12 protein-coding genes are annotated in these 12,129 nt (G+C 71.5%); 10 read left to right on the plus strand and 2 right to left on the minus strand.

Annotation, left to right across the window (positions count from 1 at the left end; translation table 11 throughout):
* Window positions 1-243 precede the first annotated feature (243 nt).
* The 6 genes from DRV96_RS16905 (at window position 244) to DRV96_RS16930 (ending at window position 6,217) form a co-directional block, all read left to right on the plus strand.
* Window positions 244-546 carry a hypothetical protein gene (locus DRV96_RS16905; RefSeq protein WP_119293341.1) on the plus strand — a complete coding sequence of 101 codons (303 nt, stop codon included), beginning with the start codon at window positions 244-246 and terminating at the stop codon, window positions 544-546.
* Window positions 543-1,115, plus strand: coding sequence for a tetratricopeptide repeat protein (locus tag DRV96_RS16910; protein ID WP_119293343.1), 573 nt, complete (start codon window positions 543-545; stop codon window positions 1,113-1,115). The genes DRV96_RS16905 and DRV96_RS16910 overlap by 4 nt, the downstream gene beginning before the upstream one ends.
* An 84-nt stretch (window positions 1,116-1,199) precedes the next feature.
* Window positions 1,200-1,463, plus strand: coding sequence for a DUF4212 domain-containing protein (locus tag DRV96_RS16915; RefSeq protein WP_119293345.1), 264 nt, complete (start codon window positions 1,200-1,202; stop codon window positions 1,461-1,463).
* A 1-nt stretch (window position 1,464) separates the two neighbouring features.
* Window positions 1,465-3,600 carry a sodium:solute symporter family protein gene (locus DRV96_RS16920; RefSeq protein WP_119293347.1) on the plus strand — a complete coding sequence of 712 codons (2,136 nt, stop codon included), beginning with the start codon at window positions 1,465-1,467 and terminating at the stop codon, window positions 3,598-3,600.
* 68 nt (window positions 3,601-3,668) lie between these two features.
* Window positions 3,669-5,561 carry a DUF294 nucleotidyltransferase-like domain-containing protein gene (locus DRV96_RS16925; protein WP_119293349.1) on the plus strand — a complete coding sequence of 631 codons (1,893 nt, stop codon included), beginning with the start codon at window positions 3,669-3,671 and terminating at the stop codon, window positions 5,559-5,561.
* Complete coding sequence (locus tag DRV96_RS16930) at window positions 5,558-6,217, plus strand: 3'-5' exonuclease (protein WP_119293351.1); 660 nt, start codon at window positions 5,558-5,560, stop codon at window positions 6,215-6,217. The genes DRV96_RS16925 and DRV96_RS16930 overlap by 4 nt, the downstream gene beginning before the upstream one ends.
* Window positions 6,218-6,284: 67 nt before the next feature.
* On the opposite strand, the gene DRV96_RS16935 is transcribed toward DRV96_RS16930, so the two are convergent.
* A complete protein-coding gene (locus DRV96_RS16935; RefSeq protein WP_119293353.1) occupies window positions 6,285-7,226 on the minus strand; it encodes an alpha/beta fold hydrolase in 942 nt (313 codons plus the stop codon).
* 62 nt (window positions 7,227-7,288) lie between these two features.
* Entirely contained in the window at window positions 7,289-8,407 is a 1,119-nt protein-coding gene (locus tag DRV96_RS16940; RefSeq protein ID WP_119293355.1) for an HD-GYP domain-containing protein, read from the minus strand.
* Window positions 8,408-8,539: 132 nt separating this feature from the next.
* Here DRV96_RS16940 and DRV96_RS16945 point away from each other — a divergent pair, with 132 nt between their 5' ends.
* The 4 genes from DRV96_RS16945 to DRV96_RS16960 all read left to right on the plus strand — a co-directional run.
* The gene (locus tag DRV96_RS16945; RefSeq protein WP_119293357.1) at window positions 8,540-9,085 is read left to right on the plus strand and encodes a GNAT family N-acetyltransferase; all 546 of its coding nucleotides are present in this window, start codon (window positions 8,540-8,542) and stop codon (window positions 9,083-9,085) included.
* Window positions 9,086-9,130: 45 nt separating this feature from the next.
* On the plus strand, window positions 9,131-10,858 hold the full coding sequence (locus DRV96_RS16950; protein WP_119293359.1) for an acetate--CoA ligase: 1,728 nt from the start codon (window positions 9,131-9,133) through the stop codon (window positions 10,856-10,858).
* Between the two features lie 131 nt (window positions 10,859-10,989).
* Window positions 10,990-11,691 (plus strand): 7-cyano-7-deazaguanine/7-aminomethyl-7-deazaguanine transporter, encoded by a 702-nt coding sequence (locus DRV96_RS16955; protein WP_119293361.1) that lies wholly within the window; start codon window positions 10,990-10,992, stop codon window positions 11,689-11,691.
* Window positions 11,692-11,752: 61 nt separating this feature from the next.
* Window positions 11,753-12,129, plus strand: a 377-nt coding sequence (locus tag DRV96_RS16960; protein ID WP_473199550.1) for a transposase, incomplete at its 3' end; no start/stop codon positions are given.

A 12,129-nucleotide genomic window follows, 5' to 3' on the forward strand; every position in this document is an offset into this window, starting at 1 on the left:
GGTCATCTGCTTCATCGTCGCCCTCCGAACCTGCGTCGACTCCTTCAACGCACGCCACTACGATGCGGAGGACTTGATCAGCGTTTCCCTAGGGGTAAGTCCGAAGGAGGATAGCGAGAAGCCCCCCTGCCACTGTCAGAAATCGGTAAGCGCCGCCCGCACACCATTCGCCCCCAACACAACGGCCGTGTTCGGCGCGGGCCGCCCACCCCGGGCGACCCGCTGGCAGACACCGGCGACGCGATGCTCGAGTTCCTCAACATCCTGCAAGTCGTCCTGTACATCCCGATGCTGGCGCTGCTCGGCCAGGGGGTGCTGTACGTGCTCGCGGGTGCACGGCGCGAGACGAATTTCTTCTACACGACGCTGCGGCTCGTCGCGCGTCCGTTCACGTTCGTCGTGCGCAGGCTGACGCCGGCCAAGGTGGCCGACGAGCACGTGCCGATCATCACGTTCGCGTTGCTGCTGCTGGCGAGCTTCGTCGTCTTTGCCGAGCGCGGCTACCTGACGTGCGTGCAGATGGGCTACACCGATTGCCGGCGATGAGTGACGACCGCTTCGACTACTGGCGCCTGAAGCTGCGCGCGCTGCTGTGGCTGCTGCTGGGCCGGCTCGAGGCGGCGGCCATCGCCTTCGGCGAGATGCTCGCACTGCGGCCCGACGACGCCTACGCGCTGGCCAGCCGCGCGCACGTGCTGGCGCAGCTCGGGCGACGCGACGAGGCGATCCGCGACGCGCAGCGTCTGATCTCGCGTCACCCGACGCGCAGCGCCGCCGACTGGTTCAACCTCGCGTTCCTGCTCGAGGGTGCCGGCCGCTCGGCCGAAGCCGAGCCGGCGTTCCGCCGCGCGCTCGATCTCGACCCGAAGCTCGACCGGGCCTGGTACGGCCTCGGGCTGGTGCTGATCCGGCTCGACCGCGTCGACGAGGCGATCGCCGCGCTCAAGCGCAACACCGAGCTGCAGCCGATGAGCCCGTACGGGTGGTACCAGCTCGCGCGCGTCTACGCCGACCGGCACGACGCCGACGAGGCACGCAAGATCATCCGCCACCTGCAGGGTTTCGAGCCGCAGGTGGCAACGCAGCTGCAGCGCGAGACCGGGTTGGCGCCGTGACGGCGGCGCGGCACGCCGGCACGGCGAGGGTGTGAGAAGGGGCTCCGGACCGTCCGGAGGTTTGGCAACGTTGGAGGCAATGCGATGCAACTGACCGAGAGGCACCGCCAGTACTGGTCGAAGAACCTGCGCATCACCGCGGTTCTGATGGCCATCTGGTTCGTGGTGACGTTCGTCGTGGGCTACTTCGCCCGCGACCTCAACTTCACCTTCTTCGGATGGCCGTTCAGCTTCTGGGTCGGTGCCCAGGGCGCGCCGATCGTCTACGTCGTCATCATCGGCGTCTATGCCCGTTACATGAACAACCTCGACCGCGAATATGGCGTGGCCGAGGCTGAGGAGGACTGACATGGCTGGAATGACTCCCGAGGCCGGTGGCGGTGGCGTGTTCAGCGCCAGCTCCAACAAGGCCTTCCAGAAGCAACTCAACAAGGTCTACGGCTGGTACACCGGCGGCTTCCTAGCCTTCATCCTCGTGCTCGCCGTGCTCGAGCAGATGGGGCTGCCGCGCACGTGGATCGGCCTGATCTTCCTGCTCGCGACCGTGCTGCTGTATGCCGGCATCGGCATCATGAGCCGCACGACCGACGCCGCCGAGTACTACGTCGCCGGCCGGCGCGTGCCCGCGGTCTACAACGGCATGGCGGTGGGCGCCGACTGGATGAGCGCGGCGTCGTTCATCGGCATGGCCGGCACGCTGTACCTGACCGGCTACGGCGGCCTGGCCTTCATCATGGGCTGGACCGGCGGCTACTGCCTGGTTGCACTGTTCCTCGCGCCGTACCTGCGCAAGTTCGGCCAGTTCACGATCCCCGACTTCCTCGGCGCGCGCTACGAGGGCAACCTACCGCGCTTCATCGGCATCCTGGCCGCGATCCTGTGCTCGTTCACCTACGTCGTCGCGCAGATCTACGGCGTGGGCCTGATCACGGCGCGGCTGTCGGGGCTGGCGTTCGAGATCGGCGTGTTCGTCGGCCTCGGCGGCATCCTGGTGTGTTCGTTCCTCGGCGGCATGCGCGCCGTCACTTGGACGCAGGTGGCGCAGTACATCATTCTGATCATCGCGTACATGATCCCGGTGGTGTGGCTGTCGGTGAAACAGACCGGCGTACCGGTGCCGCAGGCCGTCTACGGCTACCAGCTGCAGAAGGTCACCGAGCGGGAGGCCCAGCTGATCGCCGATCCGAAGGAGCAGTCGGTCATCGCCGCGTTCAAGGCACGTTCCGACGCGCTGGCCGAGAAGCTGAAGGACCCGGCGGCCGCGCTCGCGGCCGAACGCCAGGCGCTGCAGACCAAGCTCGAGGAACTGCGCTCGACCAACGGCGCGCAGGCCGACATCCAGGCGACGGAAGCCGCGCTGAAGGCGCTGCCGGCCGACGCCGAGGCGGCCAAGAAGAAGTGGACCGCCGACAAGGCCGCCGCCGACGCGCGCGCCAAACCGCTGGCTGGCATGCCCCGCCACGCGCAGCCGTTCGCCGGCGACCCGAACGGCGACGCCGCGGCGCAGAAGGCGTTCAACGAGTCGCGGCGCAACTTCCTGGCGCTGGTGTTCTGCCTGATGGTGGGCACCGCCGCGCTGCCGCACATCCTGATGCGCTACTACACGACACCGTCGGTGCGTGAAGCGCGCCGCTCGGTGACGTGGAGCCTGTTCTTCATCTTCCTGCTGTACTTCACGGCGCCGGCGCTCGCGGTGCTCGTCAAGTACGAGGTGTTCAACGTGCTGGTGGGCACGTCGTTCAGCGAACTGCCGGCGTGGATCGCCAACTGGCAGCGTGTCGACCCGACGCTGCTGCAGGTGTCCGACGTCAACGGCGACGGCATCTTCCAGCTCGGCGAGATGAGGATCGGTGGCGACATCATCGTGCTGGCCACGCCGGAGATCGCGGGCCTGCCGTACGTGATCTCGGGCATGGTGGCCGCCGGCGGTCTGGCGGCGGCGCTGTCGACCGCCGACGGCCTGCTGCTGACGATCGCCAACGCGCTGTCGCACGACCTGTACTACAAGATGCTCGACCCGAACGCCTCGACGGCGCGCCGCGTCGCGGTGTCGAAGGCACTGCTGCTGGTCGTCGCGCTGCTCGCCGCCTGGGTCGCGTCGCAGAAGCCGGCGGACATCCTGTTCCTGGTGTCGGCGGCGTTCTCTTTCGCGGCTGCGTCGTTCTTCCCCGCGCTGGTGCTGGGCATCTTCTGGAAGCGTGCGACCAAGTGGGGCGCGTCGCTAGGCATGATCGCCGGCCTGGGCATAACCTTCTATTACATGGTGATGACGCAGCCGTGGCTGCGCGGCGTCTTCGGTGTCACGAGCCCGGTCGCCGACCACATCTGGTGGGGGATCTCGCCGATCTCGGCGGGCGTGTTCGGCGTGCCGCTGGGCTTCGCGGTGATCATCATCGTCAGCCTGCTGACGCCGGCGCCGAAGCGGGAGACGCAGGAGCTCGTCGAGCACGTGCGCTACCCCGACCTGAAGCCGGCCAAGGCCTGACGCCCGATCCGTCGGTTTGTTGATCCAACCGGGGCCCGCGAGGGCCCCGGTTTTTTTATGCTGTGGACATGAACACGCCCTCCCGCAGCCTGATCGCCGAGCTGGTCGCCGAACTGGCGCAGCACCCCCCGTTCGCACAGATGGCGCCGGCGCACGTCGAGCGCTTCGTCGCGGCGGCCGAACAGGTCTACTTCGCACCCGACGAAAAGGTGCTCTCGCCCGACGACGGCGTCGTGCAGCACGTGTGGTGGGTGCGCCGCGGCGCCGTCACCGGGCGGCGCCGCGGCGACGGCGCGCTGAGCTTCCAGATCGAGGCCGCCGACCTGTTCCCCGTCGGTGCCGCGCTCAACCAGCGCGCGGTGACCTCGACCTACACCGCCGACGGCGACTGCTTCTGCCTGCGCGTGCCGGCGCAGGCGCTGCGCGCGCTGGCCGCCGAGTCGGCGCCGCTGGCCGACTTCCTCAACGCGAGGATGATGAAGTTCCTCGAGATGTCGCGCCGTGCGCTGCAGTCGAGCTTCTCGTCGCAGACGCTGGCCGAGCAGTCGCTCGAGACCCCGCTGGGACGGATCGCGCGCCAGCAGCCGGTGACGGTGCCGCCGGCCACGCCGCTGGCGCAGGCGCTGCAGCTGATGCACGACAAGCGCATCGGCTCGATGCTGGTGACCGACGACGCCGGCGCGCCGCTGGGCATCCTGACGCGTCACGACCTGCTCGGCCGTGTCACGCTGCCGCAGGTGCCGCTGTCGACGCCGATCGCGCAAGTCATGTCGCAGCCGGTGCTGACGCTGACGGCGCAGCACACCGCGCAGGACGCCGCGCTGCTGATGTCGCGCCACGGGCTGCGCCACGTGCCGGTCACCGACGGCGGGCGGGTCGTCGGCATCGTCTCGGAGCGCGACCTGTTCGCGATGCAGAAGCTCTCGGTCAAGCAGGTCGGCGGCGCGATCCGCGTCGCGGCCGACGTGCCGACGCTGGCCGCGGTGGCCGCCGACATCCGCCGGCTGGCGCGCAACCTGCTCGGCCAGGGCGTCGGCGCGCGCCAGCTCACCGAGCTGATCAGCCACCTCAACGACCTCGTCGCGCAGCGCCTCGTCGAGCTGACGGCCGCGCGCCACGGGCTCGACCTGCAGCGCGCGTGCTGGCTGGCGTTCGGCTCCGAGGGTCGCGGCGAGCAGACCATCGCCACCGACCAGGACAACGGGCTGATCTTCGTCAGCGACGACCCCGAGCGCGACCGCCCGGCGTGGCTCGCGTTCGCGCGCGAGGTCAACGAGGCGCTCGACGCCTGCGGCTACCCGCTGTGCAAGGGCAACGTGATGGCGAGCAACCCGCAGTGCTGCCTGACGGCCGACGAGTGGTTCGCGCGCTTCGCGCAATGGGTCGACCACGGCTCGCCGACCGACCTGCTCAACGCGAGCATCTACTTCGACTTCCGTGCCGTGGCCGGTCGCGAGTCGCTGGCCGAGCCGCTGCGCGAGCGCGTCCTCGCTGCCACCGCGAACACGCCGCGCTTCATGAAGCAGATGGCCGAGAACGCGCTGCGCAACCGCGTGCCGCTGAACTGGCGCGGTGCGATCGAGACGCGCGACCGCGACGGCCACCGCTGGCTCGACCTCAAGCTCAACGGCACGATGCCCTTCGTCGACGCGGCGCGGCTGTACGCGCTCGCCAACGGCATCGGCGCGGTGGGCACGCGCGCGCGCTTCGAAGCCGCCGCGGCGCCGATGAAGGTCGACGCGCAGGAGGCGCGCACCTGGGCCGAGGCGTTCGAGTTCCTGCAGATGCTGCGCCTGCGCGTGCAGATCGAGCGTGCCGACGGCCACGGCGGCGGCGACGCCGACAACCCCAACCTCGTCGACCTGGGGCAGCTCAGCGACATCGACCGCCGCGTGCTGAAGGAGGTGTTCCGCGTCGGTCGCATGCTGCAGCAGCGCATGGAACTGGACTACCAGCGATGAGCCTGCTGCAGCGCTGGTTCGGCGGTGCGCCCGAGGTCGACGAGGCGCGCTGGGTCGTCGTCGACGTCGAGACGACGGGGCTCGACGTCACGCGCGACCGCCTGCTCGCGATCGCGGCGATCGCGGTGCGCTTCACGCCGCAGCCGGTGATCGACCTGCACGACAGCTTCGAGGTCGTGCTGCGCCAGGACGCCGCAGCCGGCGAGCCGGCCGCGATCGACCGCGACAACATCCTGCTGCACGGCATCGGCGTCGGCGAGCAGCGCGCCGGGGTTGACCCGGCCGTCGCGCTGGCCGACTTCGAGCGCTACGTCGCCCGTTCGCCGCTGCTGGGCTTCCACGCCGAATTCGACCGCGCGATGATCGGGCGCGCGTCACGCGCCGTGCTCGGCCGCGTGGCGCCCAACCCGTGGCTCGACCTCGAACCGGTGGCCGCCGTCGTGCGCCGCGACGTGCGCGCGCGCTCGCTCGACGAGTGGATGGCGGTGTTCGGCATCACGTGCCTGCGCCGCCACCAGGCCGCCGCCGACACGCTGGCCACCGCCGAGCTGCTGCTCGCGCTGTGGCCGGCGGTGCAGCGCGAGTGCGGCCCGACGCCGCGTTTCGCCGACCTGCGCAAGCTGGCCGACAGCCGGCGCTGGATGGGGCCGCACTGAGCGCGCGGCCGCCAGCACGGGCGTGCCGCGCGGCGCGGCGGCGTGGCGGCTCGCAGCCGTCGTGCGCTCAGGCCAGGAAGGCTGCTAGCCGCCGCGCGAGCGCCAGCGGCTGGTCGTGGTGCAGCATGTGGCCGCAAGGCGACAGGCGGTGGCGCTCGAGCCTCGGCACCACGGCGAGCCGCGCCTCGAACTCGTCGCGCGGGTAGCGGTGGCCCCACCACGCCGTCGTGTCGGTGAGGTCGCCGTCGACCCACAGCACCGGTGCCTCGATGCGCCGCCACACCTCGAGCACCTCGTCGACGCGGTACAGGATCGGGTTGATGCGCTTGTGCGCCGGGTCGGCACGCAGGTGCCAGCGGCCGTCGGCACGTCGCTCGGCCCAGTGCGGCGCGAGCCACGCCGCCTTGTCGGGCGTGAGCCGCGGGTTGTTCTTCAGCAGCCGTGCCGCGACCGCGGCGAGGTCGTCGTAGCTGCGCAGCTCGACGGGCGTCTTCAGCTCGTCGAGCCACTTCGCGTAGCGGCCCGGCGCCTGCGCCGGCGTCGTCGCCGGCATCCCGAAGCCCTCGAGGTTGACGAGGCGGCGCACGCGCTGCGGCCGCACCCCCGCGTACAGCATCGCGACGTTGCCGCCCATGCTGTGGCCGACGAGGTCGACGGCGCGCGCGGGCGCCAGCGCGTCGAGCAGCGCGTCGAGGTCGCCGAGGTAGTCGGGGAACCAGTAGCTGTCGACGGGCGGCGACACGGTGCCGCCGTAGCCGCGCCAGTCGGGCGCGATCACGTGGCGCTCGACGCCCTCGACCTCGTGCAGCGCATCGACGACGAACTGGAACGACGCCCCGACGTCCATCCACCCGTGCACCAGCACCAGCGGCGGCTGCGTCGGGTCGGGCTCGCCCCACACGGTGACGTGGTAGTCGAGCCCGCGCACCGGCACCCGGCGCGAGACGCCGGGGCGGCGCGGCGTGTAGACGGCAGGCGGGGACGACGCGAACGACGATGCGGCAGTCATGGCCGCACTGTAGGCCAGCGCGGTGCGCGGCGCTGCCGCCGCGGCGACAGCGCCGGCGCGCGTCAGACGAGCAGCTGCGCCATCATCTCCTGCTGCACGCGCACCGGCAGGTGGCGCGCCGGCAGCACCGACTTCACGGCGTACGCCGGGAACGACGTGTCGCGACGGATCGGCTCGGGGCAGGGCTCGCCCTTGGCCGTCGTCATCACGGCGACGACGGGGTTGTTCACCGCCGGCCCGCGCTTGACGACCATGCCGATCTCGCCCGAGGCCAGCATCACGAAGCAGCCCGGCGGGTACAGGCCGAACTCCTTGACCATCGCCGCGACCATCGGGTGGCCCGGCTCGCTCATGAACATCTCGCGGCCCGCGCGGTCGGCGCTGATCGCCTCGCGGCCGGCGCGCGGGCTGAGCTTGGCGGTGTAGACGTCGGCGCGGCGGATCAGCTGCGCGAGGTCACCGATCTCGGTCAGGCCCTGCGGGTAGCCGGCGCCGTCGGGCGTCTCGTGGTGCTGCAGCACGGCGTCGAGCCACTCGCGGTCGGTGATGCCCGACTGGCGCAGCATCTCGACACTGCGTTGCGGGTGCGACAGGATCTGCTCGCGCTGGCTGCGCGTCGGCGGTGTGCCCTGGAACGCCAGCGTGCCCTGCAGCTCGAGCATCGAGACGTTCATCGTCAGCGCGGCCTTGAACACACGCTGCGTGCTGTCGGCGTCCCAGCCCAGCCGCTGGGCGACGAGGCGGCAGACGATCGCGGTGTGCATCGAGTGGTTGACGCCGTACTGCACGAGCGGGTTGGCGTCGGCGCGCAGCACCTGGAACAGCGCGAGGTCGGGGTCGCGCTCGACGAGCGCGGCCACCGGCGCGCTGGCGTCGTCGAGCGCCTCGCGGAAGTGCGCGTGCCCGCAGCGGCGCAGCACGTCGTCGACGCGGTCGAAACATTCCTCCCACAGGCGGGGCAGCTCCTCGCGCGGCGCGGTCGCGATGCGTTCGGCTGGCGTGTAGACCTCGTCGAGGTCGACCAGCGTGCCGCGCTCGAACAGCGAGTCGAGCTCGCGCTCGTCGCGCAGCACCTGCTCGCGCGCCAGCAGCAGCGTGCCATCGGCGTCGCGCACGTTGAACGGCAGCGGGGCGCCGACGGTGATGCGGTCGCGCAGCGCAGCCAGCGGGGCATAGGCCATGACAGTTCCCAACAGTCCTTCTTCGTTTGCAGTGCCGCGGCGTCGGGGCCGCGGCTGCCGGGGGTTTCGGCTGGCGGCGGCCGGACTTGAACGGCCAGCGGCGGCCGCGCGGCCCACGGCTACCATGCCGGGATGAACGCTGCTTTCCCGCTGCCGCCGGCACGGCTGCGTGCCGCCACGCCGGCCGACCTCGAGGCGATCGTCTCGCTGATCGCCGAGCTGGCCGCCTACGAACGCCTCGAGCACCTGCTGCAGGTCACGCCCGCGTCGCTGCACCCGCACCTGTTCGGCGAGTGCCCGCTGGCCGAGTGCCTGGTCGCCGAAGTCGACGGCGCTGCCGGCGCGGCGGGCACGCCGATCGTCGGATTTGCGCTGTTCTTCACCAACTTTTCGACCTTTCTCGGCAAGCCCGGGCTGTACCTGGAAGACCTGTACGTGCAGCCGGCGCACCGTGGCCGCGGTCTGGGCCGCGCGCTGCTCGAGCGGCTCGGCGCACTCGCCGTCGAGCGCGGCTGCGGCCGCTTCGAGTGGAGCGTGCTCGACTGGAACACGCCCGCGATCGGCTTCTACGAGTCGATGGGCGCCACCGTGCTGCCCGACTGGCGCATCTGCCGCGTCACCGGCGAGGCGCTGCAGCGGTTCGCACGCCCACCGGCCGGCGCTGCAGCCGATCGGTGACAGCGCCGATGGCCGCGCCGGCACCGCCGCCCTAAGCTCAGGGCCATGACGACCGACGACGCCTGGGCCCACCTGCACGGCAGTTTCCACTGGCGCGTGCCGCGCACGTTCAATGTTGCTGCCGTCTGCGGGCGGCGGTGGGCACGCGCGACGCCGCAGGCGGTGGCGATCCGCTGGGAGCGCGACGACGGTGCGGCCGGCGCGGTGACCTACGGCGAGCTGCAGCGCGACGCGAACCGCCTCGCGCACGCGCTGCGGCGGCTCGGCGTCGCGCGCGGCGACCGCGTCGCGATCGTGATGCCGCAGCGTGTCGAGACCGCGGTGGCGCACCTGGCGGTCTACCAGCTCGGCGCGGTCGCGATGCCGCTGTCGATGCTCTTCGGCCCCGACGCGCTCGAGTACCGCCTGCGCGACAGCGGCACCGCGGTGGCGATCGTCGACGAGACCGCGATCGCGAACCTGCTCGCGGCCCGGCCGCAGTGCCCGGGGCTCAAGCACGTCGTCGCGGTCGGCGGGGCCGCGGGCAGCGGCGACGCCGATTACACGGCGCTGCTCGCGCGCGAGAGCGACGCGTTCGACGCCGTCGCCACGCGCGCCGACGACGCCGCGGTGCTGATCTACACCAGCGGCACGACGGGTCCGCCCAAGGGCGCGCTGATCCCGCACCGCGCGATGCTCGGCAACCTCAGCGGCTTCGTCTGCAGCCAGAACTGGTTCCCGCACACGTCCGACGGGAGCCCTTCGGTGTTCTGGTCGCCCGCCGACTGGGCCTGGACCGGCGGCCTGTGGGACGCGCTGCTGCCGACGCTGTACTTCGGGCGCGAGATCGTCGCCTTCCAGGGCCGCTTCGCGCCCGAGCGCGCGTTCGAGCTGATGCAGCGTCACCGCGTGACGCACACCTTCCTCTTCCCGACCGCGCTCAAGGCGATGATGAAGGCCGTGCCCGATCCGCGCGGCACCTACCCGGGCCTCGCGCTGCAGGCCGTCATGAGCGCCGGCGAGGCGGTCGGCGACGCCGTGTTCGCCTACGGGCGCGACGCGCTCGGCGTGCCGGTCAACGAGATGTTCGGCCAGACCGAGATCAACTACGTCGTCGGCAACTGCGGGCGCTGGCGCAGTGCCGACGGCCGCTGGCACGCCGGCTGGCCGCAGCGCCCGGGCAGCATGGGCCGCGCCTATCCCGGCCACCGCGTCGCCGTGATCGACGACGAAGGGCGCGAATGCCCGCCGGGCGTGCCCGGCGACGTCGCGGTGCACCGGCGCGACGTGCACGGCGACCCCGACCCCGTCTTCTTCCTCGGCTACTGGGGCAACGACCAGGCCACGCGCGCCAAGTTCACCGGCGACCCCACCGACTCGTGGTGCCGCACCGGCGACACCGCGGTGATGGACGGGGAGGGCTACCTCTGGTACCAGGGGCGCAGCGACGACGTGTTCAAGGCCGCCGGCTACCGCATCGGCCCGAGCGAGGTCGAGAACTGCCTCGTCAAGCACCCGGCGGTGGCCAATGCCGCCGTCGTGCCCAAGCCCGATGCCGAGCGCGGCGCGGTCGTCAAGGCCTACGTCGTGCTCGCGCCGGGCCACGCGGGCGACGCCACGCTCGTCGAGCAGCTGCAGCGTCACGTGCGCGGCCAGCTCGCGCCGTACGAGTACCCGAAGGAAATCGAATTCGTCGACGCGCTGCCGATGACGACGACCGGCAAGGTGCAGCGGCGCGTGTTGCGGCTGCAGGAAGAAGAGCGCGCCCGCACGGCCCGCTGCGCGGGCGGCTGAGCGCCGAGCCCAGCGCGCCGCGCCGGTCGCGGCTACACTGCGCCCCTCGCCGCCGAGGCGACGACAGGACGCCCCCCGCTGCCGGGGAAGCGCCCGTGGGTTCCCTCACCCCACCATCAAAAAGGATCGCGATGAAACCCTCCACGCCGCCGGGCGCGCGCGAGCGCGACGCCGGCCCCACCGCTTCTTTCACCTGCGCCGCCCCCGGCTGGTTCCGCGTGCCGACGCTGGCCGTCGCGCACCTGGCGATCATCGTCGCGAGCAACTACTTCGTGCAGTGGCCGCTCGAGCTGTTCGGCGTGCTGACGACGTGGGGCGCGTTCACGTTCCCGCTCGTGTTCGTCGCCACCGACCTCACGGTGCGCCTGCTCGGGCAGCGCCCGGCGCGTCGCGTCGTCGCGCGCGTGATGGGCCCGGCGCTGCTGGCGTCGTACGTCGTCTCGGTGCTGTTCCAGGAGGGGCGCTGCCAGGGCTTCGGTGCGCTCGCCGGCTTCGACACGTTCGTCGCGCGCATCGCGCTCGCGAGCCTGGTGGCCTACGTCGTCGGCCAGCTCGTCGACATCGCGGTGTTCGACCGCCTGCGTCGCCGCCCGCAGTGGTGGCTGGCACCGGCGGCCTCGACCGTGGTGGGCAGCGCGCTCGACACGGCGCTGTTCTTCGGCGTCGCGTTCCACCGCAGCAGCGACCCCTTCATGGCCGAGCACTGGGTGTCGATCGCGCTCGTCGACTACGCGACCAAGCTGGTCATCAGCCTGCTCGCGTTCCTGCCGCTGTACCGCGCGCTGCTCGAGGTGCTGGCGCGGCCGCTGCAGCCGGCGCCGCGCGCGGCCTGAGAGCGTGAGAGTTTTTCTTCCGCTGCCCTCGTGCTGGCATGTCTCTGGCTTGCTGTTGGGCATGAGCGATCCGAAGCACCAAGACAGCGTGGCCGGGGTTTTGTTCGAGGACTTGGTGCGCGTCGATGAGCAAGCGGTGCAGGCCGCCGCGCAAGCGCGAGCCGTTGCGCTGCGCGCGCAGCCGCCGCGGCTGCTGCAGCCCAACCGCAAGCAGATCGAACTGCGAGCATCGGACCTGGAGTCGCTGCTGGGCGAGGATCACCGAGCGCGGCTGGTATGGGGCTACGTCGAGCGGCAGGACCTGAGCCGGCTGACCGATGCGATCAAGGCGCGCGGCAGCAACGCCGGACGCGCGGCGATCGACCCGCGCATCCTGTTTGCGCTGTGGCTGTACGCCACGCTCGAAGGCGTGGGCAGTGGACGCGAGCTGGCGCGGCT

It is taken from the genome of Azohydromonas sediminis (genome assembly GCF_003574675.1).
Classification (GTDB): domain Bacteria; phylum Pseudomonadota; class Gammaproteobacteria; order Burkholderiales; family Burkholderiaceae_C; genus Calidifontimicrobium; species Calidifontimicrobium sediminis.